The organism is Sporosarcina sp. P26b, from assembly GCF_002743245.1.
Lineage (GTDB): Bacteria > Bacillota > Bacilli > Bacillales_A > Planococcaceae > Sporosarcina > Sporosarcina ureae_C.
This window is the reverse complement of sequence record NZ_PDYW01000033.1, coordinates 1-20,119: the sequence shown is the minus strand read 5'-3', so window position 1 is coordinate 20,119 and position 20,119 is coordinate 1. Positions and strand designations below refer to the sequence as shown.

The window sequence follows — 20,119 nt, the reverse complement described above, 5'->3', positions numbered from 1 at the left end:
GTCAACACTTTCACTTAAAATGTTTTTCTTTATTAAGTTTGATGTTTTCGCAACTGCTCAATGCGACGCTTATAAATATACCACCGTGTTTAAAGGAATGCAAGCTTTTTCACCATTCTTTTAAAAAAGAATGGCGAAACCGCATAGCGCTGCGAATCCTGGGATTCCTAGTATGGCCAGAATCATGCCTGATGCAATGTTCACAGGTACATATATTCCGATAAATCCACCGGCAATGTTCATTAAGAAGAGAATAAAGAACGCAAACGCCAATCTAAACCAAAAAACCGATAAGCGCTCCATGTTCTTCTCAAGAGTGGTTCGGCTCATGCTCAACAGTAGTAATGATACAACTCCAAATATAGCTATGACTAAAATCCTCACAGAAAACGCCCTTTCTATCTCATAGATACTTATCTATATGCGTCTCTGTGGAATTGTAGTCCACTTGTTTCTATCTTTTAAACTTCTTCTATAGTTCTCGGCGACCTTCCAACGCTCTAGACAACGTAACTTCATCTGCATATTCCAGATCTCCCCCGACCGGTAAGCCGTGTGCAATACGTGTTGTCGTGATTCCAGATGGTTTGACGAGCCTTGAAATATACATGGCTGTCGCTTCTCCTTCTATAGTAGGGTTCGTCGCAAGAATCAATTCCTGCACTTCGTCATCTTGAAGTCTAGTTAACAACGAAGGGACATTGATATCTTCTGGGCCAATGCCATCCATCGGCGATATAGCACCTTGTAATACATGATACAACCCACGATAGTCACGCATCTTCTCCATAGCAATTACGTCTTTGGGATCCTGCACTACACAGATTGTTGTGCGGTCACGGGATTGATCTTGACAGATATAGCATGGATCAATATCCGTTATATGACCACAGACTGAACAGAACTGCAGATTACGTTTCGCGTCAACTAATGCTTTAGCAAAGTCTAGTACGGTGTCTTCCTTCATACTTAATACAAAAAACGCCAGACGACCCGCAGTTTTGGGGCCGATGCCTGGCAATTTCATAAAACTATCCATTAATTTAGATATAGGTTCAGGATAATGCATTATACAACCTCCTAGAACATCCCGGGCAAGTTCATTCCTTTTGTAAATTGGCCCATTGTGGAGTTCGTAATTTCTTCTGCTTTTGCAATTGCATCGTTTGTAGCGATAACAATCAAGTCTTGTAGGATTTCTACGTCTTCTGGATCTACCGCTTCTGGATCGATAATCACTTCAAGGACTTCTTTATGACCTGAGACGATTACTTTGACCATACCGCCACCTGCTGTACCTTCCATTCGCTCATTCCCTAGGTTTTCCTGTGCCTCTGCCATCTTCTTTTGCATCTTCTGCATTTGTTTCATCATACCTTGCATATTTCCTGCTCCACGCATAATTAATTCCTCCTTAGTAATTTACTCTTCTATAGTTATAAAATCTTTTCCGAACAAGTTTTCAGCTTCAGTTACGAGTGGATCAGCATCTTCAATCGTTGCTTCTTCCATGAACGCTGAAATGGGTTGTTCCTCCTCTGATTGTTGAGGGTTTTCTTTATTTTTCTGACTAGCCAATCCACTTTTCCGAATGAAATCAGCACGGACTTCTAACCAGCTTTCTTCTGCTACGTAGACTACTTCATAACCTTTACCTGTCAATCGAAGTAACGCATCCGATAAGCCTGCTTGTAATGTAGCATTTTCAGAAGCCATCAGGCAATGAATTTCATATTTGAATTTTAGCACAAATGCCGTCTCGGATGCTGCTACAGGCTCCGTCTCTTCCAATAAAGCAGCATGTGAACGTTGCATACTTTGCATCATACCTGCCCATTGCTCGCGAATCACTTGAATGTCAGACTTCGTTGCTGCTTTTAATACTTCTACAATCCTACCCGTTGGTACTTTAGCAGACCTAGAAGCAGTTGAAGCTGCTCTTTTTGCCGGTGCTTGCGGCTCAGCGGCTTGCTGCACAGCCCCTGCTGCTAATTGTTGCTGGAGTTGTCTAACGGTTTGTTCCAGCACCGCAAGCTTTTGTGCCATTTCAGGGTCGGCTACAGAAGTAGATACTTGTCGTTGCTCTCCGGAATGAATCATTTTTAATAAAGCAGATTCAATGTACACCTTACCATGATTGGAAAAACGCATTTCCTGTTGTGTTTTTGAAAGGATATCGATATATCGGTATAATTCATCCGAATGGAACTCTTGAGCTAGCTCTTTAAATTTACCACCGTCTGAAATCAATTCCAGAAGATCTGTCAATTCAGGCGCAGTGCCAAGTAATAACATATCTCGGAAAAATGTAATCATGTCTTCTGCAAGTCGGCCTACATCTTTCCCCTCTGCGATTAACTCATGCAGCAAGGACAATGCGGATCCGGCGTCTTTCGCTTGAATCGCCTGCGCTAGCTGATAAAAGATTTCTTCACCAATTGCTCCGGTCACCAGCAACGCGTCACTTGTCGTCAACTCATCTCCGCTAAACGATACGGCTTGATCGAGCATACTGAGCGCATCTCGCATTCCGCCTGTCGCAGCTTGTGCAATGGCACGTAATGCTCCAGTATCGGCAGTAACTCCAATATCACCAATAACCTTTTCCATTCGCTCAATGATTTCAGGTGACGTAATCGGTTTGAAATCAAATCGCTGACATCTAGAAATAATGGTGAGTGGTAACTTGTGAGGTTCTGTAGTCGCTAGAATAAATACGACATGAGCAGGGGGTTCTTCCAATGTCTTCAGCAAAGCGTTAAAAGCTGAATTGGAAAGCATATGCACTTCATCAATGATATAGACTTTAAATCGCGCATTTGACGGTGCTACATGCACACGCTCGATAATGTCACGGATCTCTTCGACGCGCGAGTTAGAAGCCGCATCAAATTCCGTCACGTCTGTATTGGACCCTTCGGTAATGCTCTTGCACGTCTCACATACGTTACAAGGTTCTGCTGCCGGTCCGTTTTCACAGTTTAAGGCTTTAGCAAAAATCTTCGCCGCACTCGTCTTCCCTGTCCCTCTAGGTCCCGAAAATAGATAAGCATGCGTCGTCTTCTGGTGGAGAAGGGTATTTTGCAGAGTTTGCTTAATCGCTTGCTGACCTGACATTTCACCAAATGTCTGTGGTCTGTAAGCGCGGTATAGTGCTTGATAAATCAACTGCGTTTCCCCCTTTTTCTCCAAATGCATAATACTTTTATTATATCATGAAACACGTTTTTTCACCGCTAATCGCTCAGCTATCTTACGCAAATACTTTAGTCCACTCATCTTTCTTATCGAGCATCGTGCGCGCGATTTCTTTCGCACCTTCTAGACTATGGCTCGCAGCCCAGCCGCACTGTACTTCATTACATGCTGGCACTTCTGTTGCTGCCAGTACGTCTTTTAATGTGTTCTCTACTATAGATAGAATATCATCATAGTCGTCATGATTGATTACAGCCAAGTAATAGCCTGTCTGACAACCCATGGGACTAATATCAACAATTTGATCTGAATGGTCACGACTAAATTCTGCCATCATATGCTCTAACGAATGAAGTGCAGGCATATCCATATGGTCCACATTTGGCTGGCAGAAACGGATATCATATTTCAAAATTTTGTCGCCATTCTTTCCTTCTGAGGTTCCCGCTAAACGAATATAAGGTGCTTTCACTTTCGTATGATCCAAATTAAAACTTTCAACGTTCATTTTCTTCTCAGACATTGTAAATCGCTCCCTTTCAGTACTACGTGCTATTCAGAAGTATACACTATTTACGGGACATAAAAAACTCGCCCATAGTAAAATGGACGAGTGAATTATTGAATTAAAGCCGTGCACCTTTCTTCGACTGCCGCACATAAGCGTTACTCTTGTCGTCGGCTCGGCCTAGGCTACCCCGCGGCACATGAGAGAGTCCACTTAATGCTGCTTCCTTCCGGACCTGACATGGTTCATGGGTTCCCATTGCGCAGGACCCAAGCGTCAACACTACGTGCAAAAGGCAGACCCTACATGCGGACAGCCTCAGAAAAGGAATTCAGTCTTGCTAGAGCGGATTGCAAGTTATAGGGCACCGCTAATTCCCCACCTAGCACGGCATTTCTTATTATACCCATAGTTAATAATGATTGCAATGGTAAACCTTTTATCTAGTACACGAAAAATTATTACCTCATCAGTATGCAAGCAGAAGAGTCTGGTCACCCATCGCTACAAAATGGTATACTAATTGAAACAAGAGAGGTGAAGAGCATGGATCAAACTAAACGTTATGAGCTTAGTTTCCGCAATCCCGAAGTACGCGTCTACACGGCCACTGTCATACCTGCCGTCTTGCTTGGGCTGTTGGTCATCATTTTCTCAAGTTCAGACTTCAACTTTATGTATGCTGCTCTTATACAAACTATTGCTTTACTGAGTTTCTATTTCTGGCGCTTTATTTATCGTCGCAAAGAAAAATTCAAAAAGTAGTTGACGTGTTCAAAATACCGTGGTAAGATATTATTTGTCTAATACGGAGGAATACCCAAGCCCGGCTGAAGGGATCGGTCTTGAAAACCGACAGGGGTGTTAAAGCCCGCGGGGGTTCGAATCCCTCTTCCTCCGCCATATTTTGACTCTACACGTTACTCGATGTAACGTTTTTTTATTGCTTAATAATAGAAGTGCAAATAATGAAATATAGTACAAAAAAACATCGTCAGGACTAATTCAGTCCTGACGATGTTTTTATTTTGTAATGAATGCACCATTCTGTGCTGGTTGAAGCGCTAGTGCTTGATAATGTGGAAAGTGCTGTTCTAATGAAGCCGCCACTTGTTGCTCGGTTTCCGGTGGTACGGCTACGAAAAGTGACGGTCCTGCCCCACTTATCGTCATACCGTATGCCCCTGCTTCTTTACAAGCCATGCGGATCTCATCAAAGTTAGGGAATCCAACTTTTCTATACGGTTCATGGTATAGATCACGTTCCATCATACGTCCTGCAGTCACCCAATCGGATTGTGCAATGGCAGCCGTCATCACACTGCCAGCAGCACTCCCGCGTACTGCTACTTTATGTGTTAAGTGTTCAGGCAGTAACCCTCGTGAGGCTTCTGTTTTCAAAGCAACAGGCGGGACAAGGATGACCACACCAATAGGAGGTGCTGGGAAAGACAATACTTCCATCTCGTCTTCAGTAAAGTAAGAGACCGTCATGCCACCAAGCAATGCAGCAGTGACATTGTCTGCATGTCCTTCTAGCTCACTGCCAATTCGCAATTTATCTTTTGGAGACAAGTGCAGACCTGCTAGTTCACTTGCAATTTCAATGCCCGCAGCAATTGCCGTAGCACTACTGCCCAGACCTTTTCCTAGAGGAATGTCTGAACGAACTACTAACTTTTGCGGTGTAATGATTTGATCATACGTAGATGCAACATGTTGTATAGTCTGCACAATCAAATTTGTTTCATCCATTGGCAATGCAGCATATTCTTTATCTTGATACAACACATGCCACGCCTCAGCTGATGCAACTTCTATCGTCATGTTAAGTGAAAGGGCAAGACCTAAATGATCGAAGCCGGGTCCGAGATTAGCCGTTGTGGCTGGCACGGTCACTGAAAAACCGGCTTCTGTCATTAGTCGTTCCCCTCTTTCAATTCTGTCAAGAAGTTGTTGAACTGCTCGTTTGTCATCATAGGTTTATGTGAATTAACGTTAATTGCTGTTTCAGGATCTTTCAGTCCATTGCCCGTCAAGATTCCGACAATCGTCGTTCCCTTTTCAATCAATCCAGCGTCAAGACGTTTTTTGATTCCTGCAATTGTCGCACATGATGCTGGTTCAGCGAAGATTCCATCTGTTGCAGCAAGTAATTGATATGCTTCGAGAATCTCTTCATCCGTAGCAGACAAAATATCCCCACCAGACTCTTCAAGTGCTTGTGTCGCTAAGTGCCAGCTTGCAGGGTTCCCTATGCGGATAGCCGTTGCAACAGTCTCAGGCTCTTCAAATACACGATCATATACGATAGGTGCAGCCCCGTCAGCTTGAACACCAAGCAGTTTCGGAGTGCCCGTGCCCTTTTTCTCTGCGTACTCTTTAAAACCTTTCCATGCTGCAGAGATATTACCCGCATTGCCAACCGGTAAAGCGAAGATATCCGGAACTTTGCCAAGCTGTTCAATTGTTTCGAAGGCTACCGTCTTCTGTCCTTCCAAGCGGTAAGGATTCACAGAGTTAACTAAAGCAATCTTCCCTTCGCCTAACTCACGAACCATGCGAAGTGCTTCATCAAAGTTTCCTTCGATCGCAACAATCTCTGCTCCATACATTTTTGCTTGTGCCAGTTTACCAAGTGCGATACGACCTTCCGGAATAACAACGATTGTGCGCATACCTGCACGTGCACCGTAAGCTGCAGCTGCAGCAGACGTGTTACCTGTTGAAGCACAAATTAAAGCCGTTTTTCCCTCTTCTTTAGCTTTAGCAACCGCCATTACCATTCCTCGGTCTTTAAATGAACCAGTTGGATTTGTTCCTTCTGTTTTCACATAAAGATTAATTCCCCATTGTTTTGATAAGTTCTCAAGGTGGATCAATGGTGTATTACCTTCCTGCAATGTTAAGGCAGGCGTGTTTTCTGTCACTGGTAACCATTCTTTATATTCTTCGATTAAACCATTCCATCTTCTCATAATCCCTTATTCTCCTTCCACCCGGTAATGACTAGAAATATCAATAACCGCAGGTGTATCTTTTAAGTCAGCTAAAATATCTAAATGTTGTTGGCGTGAAATTTTATGTGTAATAAAGATCAAATCCGCGCCTTCATTATGCAAATCGGAATCTTGGACAACTGTTGCTAAACTTGCTTTATGGTGGCTATAAATAGATGTCAATTCTGTCAACACGCCTACTTCATCACGTACGGTAATACGGTGGAAATAGCGGGCATACTTCTGGTCATCCGTTTTTACTTTGCGCTCAAATTGCGGCGCATGCATTCTCTTACCATTCACGCCTAGCAAAATATTGCGACAAGCTGCCACTACGTCACCTGTTACGGAAGTTGCTGTAGGTAATGAACCGGCTCCAGGTCCGTAGAACATTGTCTCGCCTACTGAATCACTGTACACATACACTGCGTTGAATTCATTATTGACTGTAGCTAGCGGATGAGAGTTATGAACGAATACCGGCTCAACTGCCACTTCAATTCCCTCTTCATCTTTCTTTGCTGATCCTGTCATTTTGATTGTATAACCGAACTGCTCCGCAAGTTGAAGATCACCGTCTGCAATTTCCTTCATACCACGGACAAATACATCATCTAGATGCACTTCTGTGGAGAAGGATAAAGACGCGAGAATTACCATCTTACGTGCTGCATCAATACCATCTACGTCAGCTGAAGGATCTGCCTCTGCGAAGCCTAGTTCCGTTGCTTCTGCTAATGCATCTTCATAGGTCTTATTTTCATCCTTCATTTTTGTTAGAATGAAGTTAGTCGTACCGTTAACGATTCCTGTCAATGCGGTGATGCGGTCTGACGCTAATCCATCTTCTAATGTACGAATTAATGGAATACCGCCACCTACACTCGCTTCATATAATAGGTCGCATTTATTTTCATCTGCCAATTTCAATAATTCCGGTCCAGATTCAGCCATGACGTCCTTGTTTGCAGTGACAACACCCTTACCAGCTTCAAGTGAACGTCGAATTGCATCAGAAGAACCTCCTGTCACTTCAATGATCAAGTCAATTTCAGGATCATTCAACACTTCATCAAGTGATGTAGTGAACATTTCTTTAGGTATAACGCCATTTCGTTTCTTATCCAAGTTTTTGACAAGGACTTTCTTGATGGATACAGGAACACCAAGCTTATGTCGGAGGTCATCTTGATGATTATGCAAAATTGTTGCAACACCACTTCCGACTACTCCATAACCTAGTAAGCCAATATTAATTTCATTTTTCTCATTTTTCATTTGACGATTCTCCTAACTATATGTACACTATGAAAAAACAATCGTTCTTCGTATAAGGACAATTATAGAGAATTCTGCCTTTAATAACAACCTGTTTTCACGAATCTTCTAAAAATAGATAGATAAACTCAAAGTAGATAGGATCTGGTACATAATGAAAGTTTGTAAATTTGGCGGAACATCCGTCGCATCCGCAGAACAAATTCGTAAAGTGGTCGACATTGTCGTATCCGACCCATCAAGAAAGATTGTCGTAGTCTCAGCACCAGGTAAACGTTTTTCCTCTGACATTAAAGTAACAGACTTGCTCATTGATTTAGCAGAAACATCACTTGCAGGTGAAGAAACAACAGACGCGCTACAAAAGGTTGTGGACCGTTATAAGGAAATTGCGAATGGACTTGGCCTAGATGAAGAAATTGCACAAGTCATTGAACAAGATGTCATTCGACGTCTTAATAAAGATCAATCGGATGAAGTTCTATACGTGGATAGCTTGAAAGCCGCTGGTGAAGACAATAATGCTAAAATGATTGCAGCTTATTTCCGTCATATCGGTGTAGAAGCAGAGTATGTAAACCCTCGTGAAGGTGGATTACTAGTTAATCACCGTCCCGAACGTGTACGTGCGCTTCCGGAAGGCAATGAAAAACTTTGTAAATTACGCGATAAAGAAGGAATCATTGTATTCCCAGGCTTCTTTGGCTATACGGAAGACGGAACATTGCGTACGTTTAACCGTGGTGGTTCCGATATCACAGGCGCACTACTGGCGGCCGCAACGAATGCAGAGCTATATGAAAACTTCACTGATGTAGACTCCGTTTTTTCAGCAAATCCAACGGTTATAGAAAACCCACGTGCGATCGATGCGATGACGTACCGAGAAATGCGCGAGTTAGCATATGCCGGATTTTCTGTATTTCACGAAGAAGCATTAGTTCCTGCATTCCGCTACAAGATTCCTGTTTGTATTAAGAACACAAATAATCCAAGTGCACCCGGAACGATGATAGTGCGAGACCGTGATCATAATCTTCAATCGGTAGTTGGAATTGCTGCCGATAAAGGATTTTCCACACTCTTTGTCGCTAAATACTTGATGAATCTAGAAATCGGTTTCGGACGTCACTTACTACAAATTTTAGAAGAAGAAGAAATTCCGTATGAACATACACCTTCAGGAATAGACAATCTGTCTGTCATTATTCGTGATGAACATTTAACTCCTGAAAAAGAAGCACGCATCGTTAAGCGTATCGAACTAGAACTCTGTCCTGACGATGTACATTTCCAACGTGATTATTCTATGGTTGTACTCGTGGGCGAAGGCATGCGCCACGCAAGAGGATTGGCAGCACGTGCGGCGTCTGCTATTGCGCGAACAGGTGCAAATATAGAAATGATCAATCAAGGTTCTTCAGAGGTAAGTTTAGTATTCGGTATTCAAGAAAAGGATGAAAATCTTGTCCTTCGTGAACTATACAAGGAATTTTTCACAGAAGTCCCCGTTCATTAATAAATAAACGACACTCCTTACACAAGGGGTGTCGTCTTTTTCATTTCTTTACTAATCTTCTCAATAATTAACTCAATATCCCCTTCATTTCCTAACAAATCATATTCCTCAATATTTAACCGAATGACTGGACATGCAGTAAATGAATCAATCCATTGTTCATAGCGACGATACATCTCTTCCCAATAACTTGTTGGTGTTTGCAGCTCCATATCCCTGCCCCGCTCTTCAATTCGATCTAGAATGACGGGTAATGGTCCTTCCAAGTAGATCAGTGCATTTGGATGTGGGAAGTATGGTGTCATCACCATCGCTTCGTACAAATTCATATACGTCTCATAATCAATCGGTTCCATGGTCCCTTCATCTGCGTGCATCTTAGCAAAAATCCCCACATCTTCATAAATGGAACGATCTTGTACAAAACCACCGCCACTTTCGAAAATATGCTTTTGCTCTTTAAAACGTTCCGCCAAAAAGAAAATTTGCAAATGAAAACTCCAACGCTCAAAATCATTATAGAATCTTTCTAAGTATGGATTTTGCGCTACATTTTCCAACGACTCTTGAAAACCTAGTCGTTTGGCTATAGCGTGTGCCATAGTCGACTTCCCTACTCCAACCATTCCTGCTACTGCAAACACACTATTCTCCGGTATATTATGTGACTTCATTTAGCTTCAAACCTTTCTGGACCACTTCACGTACTTTACTTATTATTGCAGCCAAGTCTTCTTTATTACGGACATAATCCACTTCATCCCCATTTATATGGATAACCCGGGTATCAGGATATGTCACTTCAAATTCCGGCAAATACGTACGATAATCATTGGAAAGTTGAAGTAAGTAATCAGGATCCATATCTTCTTCATATGATCGACCACGCTCATCGATTCGGCTGAGTAGTGTAGGAATGGATGCAGATAACGAAACAACAATATTCGGCATCGGTAGATCTTTCGTCAAAATGTGATAGATTTCTTTATACTTTACAAAGTCGTTTGGCTCTAATGTTCGCTGGGCAAAAAGCATGTTTTTAAATACATGATAATCTGCTACCACAGGTAACCCCTGCGATATGTATTCTTTATTGATTTGTTTTAATTGCTCATATCGATTACACAAGAAAAACATCTCTGTTTGGAAACTCCACTTTTCTTTATCTTGATAAAACTTATTAAGAAAAGGATTCTCTCCACTGATCTCTCTCAATTGATTATATGAAAAGGCGTCAGCGATCGCTGCAGTCAGCGTAGTCTTACCTACACCAATCGGACCTTCTACCGCAATAAACGGAACAAACATGTAACACTCACCCTTTCAATTCGTTGCCACCTCATTTTACCACAGACTACTGTATAGAATGCAGCTTATAGTGAGCTGTTTAATAACTTTTACTCGCTTGTTTCACGTGGAACATTTCACTAATTGATTTTGATATTTAGCGTGATAGACTGTTGATAAGGAGTGATGACTCGATGAAAGATGATGAATACTACATGAGATTGGCAATACAAGAAGCGGAAAAGGCTGCGGCTCTTGCCGAAGTACCCATTGGAGCAGTCATTGTACATAACGAAGTAGTAATCGCGGCAGCCCATAATTTACGAGAAACTACACAAAATGCTGTTACACACGCTGAACTCTCAGCCATCCAAATAGCTTGTGAAAGTATAGGAAGCTGGCGCTTAGAAGACACCACTCTATACGTTACACTCGAGCCCTGCCCCATGTGTGCAGGAGCCATACTTCAATCCAGAATACCAAGAGTAGTATACGGCGCACGTGACCCAAAAGGTGGTTGCGTCCACACTTTTTATCATCTGCTCAACGATCCTAGATTCAACCACGAATGTATCGTAGCCGAAGGTGTCCTTGGAGAAGAGTGCGGTCAACTCCTCACCACGTTCTTTCGATCACTGCGTGAAAAAAGAAAAGCAGCAAAAAAAGAAGCCCAACGCCTCGAGTTAGACTCGTAAGCACGGGCTTCTTTCATTACAAACTGTTTGAAGTAGCATATTTATGGAACGCAGTTCAAAATAGCTTTTTCACTTACTTAGGAGCTTCGATTTTTTCTTTGCCACCCATATATGGACGTAGTACTTCAGGAATTACAACAGAACCATCTGCTTGCTGATAATTCTCCAAAATAGCGGCTACAGTACGACCAACAGCCAATCCACTACCGTTCAATGTGTGCACATACTCAGGCTTCGCCCCTGGTTCACGACGGAAACGGATATGTGCTCGACGTGCTTGGAAATCTTCAAAGTTTGAACATGAAGAAATCTCACGATAAACATTCTGCGTTGGAATCCATACTTCTAAATCATACTTCTTAGCGGCTGTGAAACCTAGATCGGCTGTACACATCTTAAGAGCACGGTAAGGCAGTTCCAACAACTGCAATACTTTCTCTGCGTGCCCGGTCAATTTCTCCAACTCGTCATAAGAGTCTTCTGGTTTCACAAAACGAACTAACTCTACTTTATTAAACTGATGCTGACGAATTAATCCTCGTGTATCACGACCTGCAGATCCTGCTTCAGAGCGGAAGTTTGTGCTATATGCTGTGAAAGCAATTGGCAACTTTGCACCATCTAAAATTTCATCGCGATAGAAATTAGTTACCGGAACTTCAGACGTCGGAATTAAGAAGTAGTCCTCTTCTTCGATTAGGAACGCATCTTCTTCAAACTTCGGTAGTTGCCCAGTACCAGTTAAACTTGTACGGTTTACTAAATACGGTGGCAACATTTCTTCATATCCATGTTCCTCTTGATGAAGATCCAGCATGAAGTTGATCAATGCCCGTTCAAGTCGTGCACCCAGTCCGCGATAAAACACGAATCGGCTTCCTGTAACTTTTGCTGCACGTTCAAAATCTAGCAACTGAAGATCCGTTCCAATCTCCCAATGTGGCTTCGGTTCAAAATCGAACGCTGGTAACTCACCCCATGTACGGATTTCTACGTTGTCATCTTCACTATCCCCTACCGGTACACTATCATGTGGAATATTTGGGATACGCATAAGCACATAATTCAATTCTTCTTCAACTTTAGAAAGTTCTTGATCATACGCTTTTATTTCCTCGCCGACCTTTTTCATTTGTGCAATGACTTCATCGGCATCTTCTTTATTACGCTTCATTTGTGCAACCTTTTGTGATACTTCGTTACGCTCAGCTTTTAGCACTTCTACTTTAGATAAAATTTCGCGGCGCTTCTCATCAAGACCACCGAACTTTTCAAAATCAGTCAAATCTTCTCCACGTTTACTGAGCTTTGCTTTTACTTCCTCATAATTTGCACGCAATAATTTACTATCTAGCACGTGTTCCGCCTCCTCTTATTTACATCACAAATGATAAAAAAACAATAAAAAAAGCCCTCCATCCCCTAAAATAGGGACGAGAACTACCCGCGTTGCCACCCAAATTGACTGATGACTCAGCCCACTTGTTTGAGATATCGGCTCAACTGACCGGCAAAACCTACTGATTCAGCTCTGCTACTCCTGGACGGATTCACAACGGTTTTTACCAGCTTTCACCACCCGCCGGCTCTCTAAAAAAAACATAGTTGCTACTGCTTCCTATCATCGTAATGTATGTGAAATTAGATATACCATACTACATTTTCTGACTATTGACAAGGGACACGGTACGTCATTGCATGGGAAATATCGTTAATGGACAATATATTACCTTTTTGAGGTGCTCTCAGCAATTACGTACTGTGCTTCTACTTGGTTAGTAAAAACTCTACTGCGTGGGTGACCATTTCATGAGTCAACTACGGTACTTTCTAGCTGACTCATGGTTGGACATAGCCCGCCAGTGTTCTTTATCCACTGACTACAATCTACTTACCTTGTCTCATAATCTGTTATGAACTGCGAGTAGCCATTAATTCACTCTCGGCAAGCTTCGAAATTTCTAAGCCTTTCATTGGAGTACCAATATCTTTTGATAGTTTGGCAATCAATTCATAATCCTGATAGTTCACCGTCGCCTGTACGATAGCACGTGCAAATGCTTCAGGGTTCTCAGATTTGAAGATACCAGAACCTACAAACACACCATCTGCTCCTAGCTCCATCATCAAAGCTGCATCAGCGGGTGTTGCTACTCCTCCAGCGGAATAGTTTACTACCGGCAAGCGACCAGCCTCTTTAATAGCAAGCAGAATTTCATATGGAGCACCAAGATTACGGGCTTCCGTCATTAATTCGTCTTTGCTCATATGTACTACTTTACTTACTTGAGCATTAATCATTCGCAAGTGACGCACTGCTTCCACGATATTGCCTGTTCCCGGCTCCCCTTTTGTGCGGAGCATTTTTGCCCCTTCACCTAAACGTCGCGCTGCTTCTCCAAGGTTTCGTGCCCCACAAACAAATGGTACGCTGAAATCGCTTTTCAATAAGTGAAACTCGTCATCTGCAGGTGTTAATACTTCACTTTCATCAATGAAATCGACACCCAATGCCTCCAGTACACGTGCTTCTGAAATATGCCCTATACGTGCTTTTGCCATCACAGGAATGGATACCGCCTTTTGCACTTCTTCTACAATTCGTGGATCAGCCATACGTGCAACACCGCCTGCTGCTCGAATATCAGAAGGTACTCGCTCTAGTGCCATAACCGCAATAGCTCCGGCTGCTTCCGCCACCTTTGCCTGCTCTGCATTGATTACATCCATTATAACGCCACCATAATTAAAATTCATTTTCCTTCCCCCTTTTCAATATTTTCAGTATACTCTAAATTGACCATACTAAAATAGCCAGTTACGTATTAAACAACATGGTCAGATGAGAGGAATCACTATGGATATGATTTTTATTGAGCTTCAAAAGAATTCTGATACTCCCCTGTATCAACAAATATATAATCAAATTAAACAAGACATGATTGACGGTAAGTTTCCGGTTGGCATGAAGCTCCCTTCTAAACGCCAACTGGAAGAGTTTCTTGGCGTCAGTCAAACAACCATCGAAATGGCTTATGATCAGTTGACAGCAGAAGGTTTTATTGCGGCTGAACCTCGAAAAGGCTATTTCGTACAAGCAATTGAGGAACTCGCCTATGTCCAGCCTGTGAAACCTGAGAAAATCACTACAGTTCCTTTAACAGAATCCATTCGATACGACCTTTCGCCGAGTTCTATTGATACCGAACACTTTCCTTTCATTGCGTGGAGAAAATATGCACGTGATATTATGGACACTTCACAAGCTCATCTATTATTACTTGGAGACCCACACGGTGATATGGAGTTACGTCAGGAAATTGCCCGATATTTATATCATTCGCGAGGAGTAGACTGTACCCCTGAACAAATTATCGTTGGTTCCGGTACAGAACAGCTTTTACCTTTGATCATCCGCATACTGGGAAAACAGGCACGCTATGCAATTGAAGATCCGGGTTACTTGATGACGAAACACGTCTTTTCCGAGAACTATCGTCAGACGTTTCCTATCGCTGTAGACAAGGAAGGTCTTGATGTAAAGGCACTACAACGCTCTAATGCATCCGTAGCATATGTTACCCCTTCCCATCAGTTTCCGACCGGCACGGTGCTCTCTGCCGCTCGCAGAACTGCTCTTTTAAACTGGGCTGCGTCGGATTCAGAGTTTTTTATCATTGAAGATGATTATGACAGTGAGTTTCGTTACCGTGGACGTCCAATCCCTTCTTTGCAAGGGATGGATAAAGGAGAAAATGTTATTTATCTAAGTACGTTCACTAAATCACTTATGCCGTCCATGCGGATTGCCTACATGGTATTGCCACCACAGCTGTTAGAAACGTATCGCCAGGCTTTTATCCCTTACTCCTCTTCTGTACCACGTATGGATCAGCATATTTTGGCACGTTTCATGGCTGATGGACAATTTTCGCGCCACCTAAACCGTATGCGTAAAATCTATCGGCGAAAAATGCATACATTGACGAATTTATTGAAATTGTATGAGCCTAATATTTCATTCTCGGGCGATGAAGCGGGTATGCACGTCTTGCTTCATATTCAAACAGATAGAACAGAAAAAGAGCTGATCCATCAAGCTCTCGAGGCGGGAATAAAGGTACGAGGTCTGGAGACGTATAGAGTAATGCCCAGCAAAGCTCCACCTTCATTCCTCATCGGCTTCGGTGGGCTATCTGAAGAAGACATTATACTAGCCATTTCAAAGCTATTAGATATATGGAATATAAAAAAGACAGTGACACCAAGATAGGTGCACTGTCTATTTATATTAATTAAATAAACCTTTTACAAAACCAGTAGAACTATTCCACGCGCTAGAGAAGAAGTGACCGATTGCCCCCATCGTTAACGAGAAACGACCAGCTTTCTTTACTTCTTCTGTCGTGACAACTTCCGTGCCTACTGTTTTCCCATCAATAAATCCGTAATCAGATCCATCATTTTTCACTAGCTTGACATGACCGACCACTGTGCCTTTTTTAATTGGCGCTTGTATTTGTCCATTCTTCACGAGTTTCTCATCCAAGACAAGCTCAGTTGTATAGTCTTGATCTTCATCATTGCGAATTAACATACTGATAGGTTTATTTGTCGCAATCGCTACTTGTTTCTCTTTACCCTTTATAACATCTAGCGTTTTCTGTTTCTTGAACTGGTGACCTGCTTTAAGTAGCTCCGTTTCACTAAACTCTTTAAAGCCATAATCGAATAACTTACGTGTAGCATCAAAACGTGCTTCGTAAGATCCCACACCTTTTTCATCGACTGCATTCATTACGATAGCAATAACACGTCGACCATCACGTACTGCAGTTCCAGTAAAGCAATGTCCTGCAAATTCTGTAGTTCCAGTTTTCAAACCATCAATGCCATCATACTCATACACCAGACCTGGCAACATGAAGTTCCAGTTGACCATATCAATAGCATCATCTGTTCCTTCACGGAATGTTTTCTTAGCAATTTTGGTTGTATCCAAGACTTCAGGATATTCTTTTAATAAATGATACGCTAATTTAGCAACAGAACGCGCTGGCATAACATTCTCGTCTTTCTCTCCAAACTCACTTGGATGCATCCCTTGCAAATCACTATTGTTAAGGCCTGTAGAGTTAACAAACTTATAATCAATCAAGCCAAGTTCTTCAGCCTTTTCATTCATTAGATGGACGAATTTTTCTTCAGATCCTGCAATCGTCTCTGCAATTGCAATAGTTGCTGCATTTGCTGAGTAAATGGCTACTGCTTCGTATAGTTCACGAATCGTATAGGATCCATCACGACGAAGTGGTACGTTACTTAAACGACGGTCTTGTGAAACATTATACGTATACTCCGTAACCTTGTATTCCTGATCCCACGTTATCGTTCCATCTTCAATTGCTTCAAACATCAAGTATTCCGTCATCATTTTCGTCATACTCGCAATACCAAGTGGTTTATCCGAATTTTCTTCGTATAATACTTTGCCACTATTTGCATCTATCAAAATAGCTCCGTTTACACGGATGTCCAATGAAGATTCATTTTCCTCTGCTACTGCAGTTCCCTGTATACCTAACGTCATCAACAACATCATTGGCACCATAAAAGCCGCCAACCATCTCTGTGTTACTTTTTCCACTCATCCTACCCCCGTAGTCACAATATCAAAAATCAGTGTAACATATTCCCGGCAAATCAGGTACGCTTATAGCAAAAAAACACATATTCCCCTATAAAAGCCGCCCTATTTTACCTCATACCCCATTATTCATGACATAACGACAAAAAAGGACAGCAAGAGATCTCCCCTGCTGTCCTCAATATAGTTAAATTAACGCACCGAATAGTTTGGCGCTTCTTTTGTAATCTGTACTTGGTGTGGATGACTTTCTAGTAAACCAGCACCTGTCATACGAATAAACTGTGCATTTTCACGGTGTGCTTCAAGATCTTTCGAACCGCAGTATCCCATACCTGCGCGAATACCACCTATAAGCTGATGAATTGTGTCGGACAAAGGCCCTTTGTATGGCATACGACCTTCAATGCCTTCCGGAACCAATTTCTTTTCATCTTCTTGGAAGTAGCGATCTTTTGAACCTTTTTCCATCGCTGCAACAGAACCCATACCACGGTATACTTTAAAACGACGTCCTTGGAAGATTTCTGACTCTCCTGGGCTCTCTGTAGTACCTGCAAGCAAGCTTCCAAGCATAACTGCATGTCCACCAGCAGCCAATGCTTTGACAATATCTCCAGAATACTTAATTCCACCGTCTGCAATAATCGTCTTACCATATTTACGTGCAACAGTTGCACACTCATAGATAGCCGTAATTTGTGGTACACCAACACCTGCAACTACACGTGTTGTACAAATAGAACCAGGGCCAATACCAACTTTCACTACATCAGCACCTGCTTCGTACAATGCTTCAGCCGCTTCTGCCGTTGCTACGTTACCTGCAACGATCGCAAGGTCCGGATAATTTCCGCGGATCTCTCTCACTGTGTCAATAACGCCCTTAGAATGACCGTGAGCCGTATCAATGACTATCAGGTCGACTTCTGCCTGTACAAGCTTCTCAATGCGCGTAGAAGTGTCTGCCGTGACTCCAACAGCCGCACCAACAAGCAAACGTCCAGCCTTATCTTTTGCTGCGTTAGGGAACTCAATAACTTTCTCGATATCCTTAATTGTAATTAAACCGTTGAGAATACCTTTATCATCTACGATCGGAAGCTTCTCAATTTTATATTGCTGTAGCATCTTCTCAGCATCTTCAAGTCTAGTTCCTACAGGAGCCGTCACCAAGTTTTCTTTCGTCATGACTTCATCAATGATAATGGAATAGTCCTGAATAAATCTCAGGTCACGGTTCGTCAAAATACCAACCAATTTCTTCTCTTCCATATTGTTAACGATTGGGACACCTGAGATACGATATTTACCCATTAAATGCTCTGCATCAAATACTTGATGTTCCGGTGTAAGGAAGAACGGGTTTTTAATAACTCCATTCTCAGAACGTTTAACTGTAACAACTTCCTCAGCTTGTTCCTCAATACTCATGTTTTTATGAATAACACCGATTCCACCCTGACGAGCCATAGATATGGCCATCTTAGATTCCGTTACTGTATCCATACCTGCACTGATGATAGGTATATTCAACTTAATACTTTCCGTTAAGTTCACAGATAACGAAACAGCCTTTGGCAATACATCAGATGCAGCCGGCACCAATAATACATCATCGAACGTCAGACCTTCACGAGAAAACTTTGATTCCCACATTAACTTTCTGCCTCCTAAAATTACTATTGTCTATTCAGATTATTAAAAGGTTATCAGCGACAATGAAACGTGTCAAGATAGAAATCTATAAATTCACTATTCCTATTACTCACTGAACATTTTATCAAGTGACTTTTGCATCTTTAATGGATTTGTTTGAGGTGCAAAACGGTCCACAACCTGTCCCTTCGAATCAATTAAGAACTTCGTGAAGTTCCATTTGATTCCTTCCGTCAACACACCCTTTTGTTGCTCAGCAAGATACGTAAATAAAGGTTCAGCTTCGTTCCCTTTTACATCTACCTTTGCAAACATTGGGAAGGTCACACCATAATTTATTTGACAAAACTCCATTGTCTCATCAATATCATCAAATTCTTGGTTATTGAAGTTATCTGATGGAAAACCCAGTATAACCAGTCCTTGATCTTTATACTCTTCATATAGTTGTTGTAGTTCTTTAAATTGTTTTGTGAAACCGCATTTGCTCGCAGTATTGACAATGACCATTGGATTTCCTTCAAATTCCTTTAGAGATTTCTGTTCTCCGCCTGTAGTCTCCACTGTAAAATCATAAACTGTCGTCATGCAAAACCGCCTCTTTTCTTTTAATATACTTTACTCCATTATTCATCAGAAACCCACTATCCTGTTTTGAATTGACGTTTCTAATAGAGTATCGATACTCGTTTCAGGGGTGGATGGGTTGCAGATAGGTGATTAACGTGGGCTTTAGAGCGGTTAATATGGTTTATTGAGGGTTTGTGGGGAAGATAGATTATATGGAAATAGGTGATGGGTGCAATGGGGGCAATGAGCGGTTGTGGGAGGCTATAGAGCGGTGAGCACGGCGGATAGAGCGGTCACGGTGACGCATAGAGCACTCAACGACGCCAATAGAGCGGTCAACGCAGTGGATAGAGCGCTTATGGAGAAAGATTGATCGACACATAATTTTTGGTGGAAGATTAGCTACGTATTGAAGGCTATGAGCGGTTGTGGGGGATGATAGAGCGGTGAGCGTGTTGGATAGAGCGGTCACAGTGAGGAATAGAGCACTCAGCAACGCCAATAGAGCGGTCAACGCAGTAGATAGAGCGCTTACGGGGGACGATTGATCATAATTAAATAGAATGGTACACAAGAAATAAAGGAATCATCCATCCATTAACGGTGACTTATTCTCCCTGAAAGCACAAAAAAGCCACTCCCCAAAGGGAATGGCTTCGCGTGCCTAGCAACGTCCTACTCTCACAGGGGGAAACCCCCAACTACCATCGGCGCTGAAGAGCTTAACTTCCGTGTTCGGTATGGGAACGGGTGTGACCT

The 20,119-nt window shown here is 42.3% G+C and carries 19 protein-coding genes, 1 tRNA gene, 1 rRNA gene, 1 other RNA gene and 1 other annotated feature; of the genes, 5 read left to right on the top strand and 17 right to left on the bottom strand.

Going from position 1 to position 20,119, the window contains the following annotated elements; translation table 11 throughout:
• Positions 1–120: 120 nt before the first annotated feature.
• The 6 genes from CSV69_RS15385 to ffs form a co-directional block, all read right to left on the bottom strand.
• A complete protein-coding gene (locus CSV69_RS15385) occupies positions 121–384 on the bottom strand; it encodes a pro-sigmaK processing inhibitor BofA family protein (RefSeq protein ID WP_255396889.1) in 264 nt (87 codons plus the stop codon).
• An 88-nt stretch (positions 385–472) separates the two neighbouring features.
• A complete protein-coding gene (recR, locus tag CSV69_RS15380; RefSeq protein ID WP_085427723.1) occupies positions 473–1,069 on the bottom strand; it encodes a recombination mediator RecR in 597 nt (198 codons plus the stop codon).
• Between the two features lie 11 nt (positions 1,070–1,080).
• Positions 1,081–1,401 carry a YbaB/EbfC family nucleoid-associated protein gene (locus tag CSV69_RS15375; RefSeq protein WP_029055208.1) on the bottom strand — a complete coding sequence of 107 codons (321 nt, stop codon included), beginning with the start codon at positions 1,399–1,401 and terminating at the stop codon, positions 1,081–1,083.
• Positions 1,402–1,422: 21 nt separating this feature from the next.
• Positions 1,423–3,168 carry a DNA polymerase III subunit gamma/tau gene (dnaX, locus tag CSV69_RS15370; RefSeq protein ID WP_099626250.1) on the bottom strand — a complete coding sequence of 582 codons (1,746 nt, stop codon included), beginning with the start codon at positions 3,166–3,168 and terminating at the stop codon, positions 1,423–1,425.
• An 85-nt stretch (positions 3,169–3,253) separates the two neighbouring features.
• Positions 3,254–3,721: an S-ribosylhomocysteine lyase gene (locus tag CSV69_RS15365; RefSeq protein WP_085427721.1), complete on the bottom strand. Its 468-nt coding sequence runs from the start codon at positions 3,719–3,721 to the stop codon at positions 3,254–3,256.
• 109 nt (positions 3,722–3,830) lie between these two features.
• An RNA gene (gene ffs, locus CSV69_RS15360) (signal recognition particle sRNA large type) lies at positions 3,831–4,097 on the bottom strand.
• Positions 4,098–4,252: 155 nt separating this feature from the next.
• Here ffs and CSV69_RS15355 point away from each other — a divergent pair.
• A complete protein-coding gene (locus CSV69_RS15355; protein ID WP_099693878.1) occupies positions 4,253–4,471 on the top strand; it encodes a hypothetical protein in 219 nt (72 codons plus the stop codon).
• 45 nt (positions 4,472–4,516) lie between these two features.
• Positions 4,517–4,609 (top strand) — tRNA-Ser (locus CSV69_RS15350).
• Between the two features lie 120 nt (positions 4,610–4,729).
• On the opposite strand, the gene thrB is transcribed toward CSV69_RS15350, so the two are convergent.
• The 3 genes from thrB to CSV69_RS15335 are packed head-to-tail and all read right to left on the bottom strand — an operon-like array spanning position 4,730 to position 7,983.
• Complete coding sequence (thrB, locus tag CSV69_RS15345) at positions 4,730–5,626, bottom strand: homoserine kinase (protein WP_099693877.1); 897 nt, start codon at positions 5,624–5,626, stop codon at positions 4,730–4,732.
• Positions 5,626–6,684 (bottom strand): threonine synthase, encoded by a 1,059-nt coding sequence (gene thrC, locus CSV69_RS15340; protein ID WP_085427718.1) that lies wholly within the window; start codon positions 6,682–6,684, stop codon positions 5,626–5,628. The genes thrB and thrC overlap by 1 nt, the downstream gene beginning before the upstream one ends.
• Before the next feature lie 6 nt (positions 6,685–6,690).
• Entirely contained in the window at positions 6,691–7,983 is a 1,293-nt protein-coding gene (locus CSV69_RS15335) for a homoserine dehydrogenase (protein WP_099693876.1), read from the bottom strand.
• A 154-nt stretch (positions 7,984–8,137) separates the two neighbouring features.
• Here CSV69_RS15335 and CSV69_RS15330 point away from each other — a divergent pair, with 154 nt between their 5' ends.
• Positions 8,138–9,502, top strand: coding sequence for an aspartate kinase (locus tag CSV69_RS15330; protein ID WP_099693875.1), 1,365 nt, complete (start codon positions 8,138–8,140; stop codon positions 9,500–9,502).
• Positions 9,503–9,519: 17 nt separating this feature from the next.
• Here CSV69_RS15330 and CSV69_RS15325 read toward each other — a convergent pair whose 3' ends face one another.
• Positions 9,520–10,176 (bottom strand): deoxynucleoside kinase, encoded by a 657-nt coding sequence (locus CSV69_RS15325; RefSeq protein WP_099693874.1) that lies wholly within the window; start codon positions 10,174–10,176, stop codon positions 9,520–9,522.
• On the bottom strand, positions 10,163–10,810 hold the full coding sequence (locus tag CSV69_RS15320; RefSeq protein WP_099693873.1) for a deoxynucleoside kinase: 648 nt from the start codon (positions 10,808–10,810) through the stop codon (positions 10,163–10,165). The genes CSV69_RS15325 and CSV69_RS15320 overlap by 14 nt, the downstream gene beginning before the upstream one ends.
• A gap of 173 nt (positions 10,811–10,983) precedes the next feature.
• On the opposite strand from CSV69_RS15320, the gene tadA reads away from it, so the two are divergent.
• A complete protein-coding gene (gene tadA / locus CSV69_RS15315) occupies positions 10,984–11,484 on the top strand; it encodes a tRNA adenosine(34) deaminase TadA (RefSeq protein WP_099626245.1) in 501 nt (166 codons plus the stop codon).
• Between the two features lie 73 nt (positions 11,485–11,557).
• On the opposite strand, the gene serS is transcribed toward tadA, so the two are convergent.
• Both serS and pdxS read right to left on the bottom strand, forming a co-directional pair.
• Positions 11,558–12,841: a serine--tRNA ligase gene (gene serS, locus CSV69_RS15310; RefSeq protein WP_099693872.1), complete on the bottom strand. Its 1,284-nt coding sequence runs from the start codon at positions 12,839–12,841 to the stop codon at positions 11,558–11,560.
• 69 nt (positions 12,842–12,910) lie between these two features.
• Positions 12,911–13,118: a binding site (T-box leader), on the bottom strand.
• Between the two features lie 277 nt (positions 13,119–13,395).
• Positions 13,396–14,241, bottom strand: a complete 846-nt coding sequence (gene pdxS, locus CSV69_RS15305) for a pyridoxal 5'-phosphate synthase lyase subunit PdxS (RefSeq protein WP_099693871.1) — start codon at positions 14,239–14,241, stop codon at positions 13,396–13,398.
• A 100-nt stretch (positions 14,242–14,341) separates the two neighbouring features.
• Here pdxS and pdxR point away from each other — a divergent pair, with 100 nt between their 5' ends.
• Positions 14,342–15,757 (top strand): MocR-like pyridoxine biosynthesis transcription factor PdxR, encoded by a 1,416-nt coding sequence (pdxR, locus tag CSV69_RS15300; protein ID WP_099693870.1) that lies wholly within the window; start codon positions 14,342–14,344, stop codon positions 15,755–15,757.
• Between the two features lie 18 nt (positions 15,758–15,775).
• Here the strand turns inward: pdxR and CSV69_RS15295 are convergent, their stop codons facing one another.
• The 4 genes from CSV69_RS15295 to rrf form a co-directional block, all read right to left on the bottom strand.
• On the bottom strand, positions 15,776–17,131 hold the full coding sequence (locus CSV69_RS15295; protein WP_099693869.1) for a D-alanyl-D-alanine carboxypeptidase family protein: 1,356 nt from the start codon (positions 17,129–17,131) through the stop codon (positions 15,776–15,778).
• A 192-nt stretch (positions 17,132–17,323) separates the two neighbouring features.
• Positions 17,324–18,790: an IMP dehydrogenase gene (gene guaB / locus CSV69_RS15290; protein WP_085427708.1), complete on the bottom strand. Its 1,467-nt coding sequence runs from the start codon at positions 18,788–18,790 to the stop codon at positions 17,324–17,326.
• A 105-nt stretch (positions 18,791–18,895) separates the two neighbouring features.
• Positions 18,896–19,378: a glutathione peroxidase gene (locus CSV69_RS15285; protein ID WP_099693868.1), complete on the bottom strand. Its 483-nt coding sequence runs from the start codon at positions 19,376–19,378 to the stop codon at positions 18,896–18,898.
• 644 nt (positions 19,379–20,022) lie between these two features.
• Positions 20,023–20,119, bottom strand: a 5S ribosomal RNA gene (gene rrf, locus CSV69_RS15280); the annotation flags it as partial.

Coding starts and splice junctions, on each gene's coding strand:
- thrB (WP_099693877.1), bottom strand. CDS start 5,626: ATGACAGAAGCCGGTTTTTCAGTGACCGTGCCAGCCACAACGGCTAAT.
- pdxR (WP_099693870.1), top strand. CDS start 14,342: ATGGATATGATTTTTATTGAGCTTCAAAAGAATTCTGATACTCCCCTG.
- tadA (WP_099626245.1), top strand. CDS start 10,984: ATGAAAGATGATGAATACTACATGAGATTGGCAATACAAGAAGCGGAA.
- CSV69_RS15365 (WP_085427721.1), bottom strand. CDS start 3,721: ATGTCTGAGAAGAAAATGAACGTTGAAAGTTTTAATTTGGATCATACG.
- thrC (WP_085427718.1), bottom strand. CDS start 6,684: ATGAGAAGATGGAATGGTTTAATCGAAGAATATAAAGAATGGTTACCA.
- guaB (WP_085427708.1), bottom strand. CDS start 18,790: ATGTGGGAATCAAAGTTTTCTCGTGAAGGTCTGACGTTCGATGATGTA.
- pdxS (WP_099693871.1), bottom strand. CDS start 14,241: ATGAATTTTAATTATGGTGGCGTTATAATGGATGTAATCAATGCAGAG.
- CSV69_RS15320 (WP_099693873.1), bottom strand. CDS start 10,810: ATGTTTGTTCCGTTTATTGCGGTAGAAGGTCCGATTGGTGTAGGTAAG.
- CSV69_RS15325 (WP_099693874.1), bottom strand. CDS start 10,176: ATGAAGTCACATAATATACCGGAGAATAGTGTGTTTGCAGTAGCAGGA.
- CSV69_RS15285 (WP_099693868.1), bottom strand. CDS start 19,378: ATGACGACAGTTTATGATTTTACAGTGGAGACTACAGGCGGAGAACAG.
- CSV69_RS15335 (WP_099693876.1), bottom strand. CDS start 7,983: ATGAAAAATGAGAAAAATGAAATTAATATTGGCTTACTAGGTTATGGA.
- recR (WP_085427723.1), bottom strand. CDS start 1,069: ATGCATTATCCTGAACCTATATCTAAATTAATGGATAGTTTTATGAAA.
- CSV69_RS15375 (WP_029055208.1), bottom strand. CDS start 1,401: ATGCGTGGAGCAGGAAATATGCAAGGTATGATGAAACAAATGCAGAAG.
- CSV69_RS15330 (WP_099693875.1), top strand. CDS start 8,138: ATGAAAGTTTGTAAATTTGGCGGAACATCCGTCGCATCCGCAGAACAA.
- CSV69_RS15355 (WP_099693878.1), top strand. CDS start 4,253: ATGGATCAAACTAAACGTTATGAGCTTAGTTTCCGCAATCCCGAAGTA.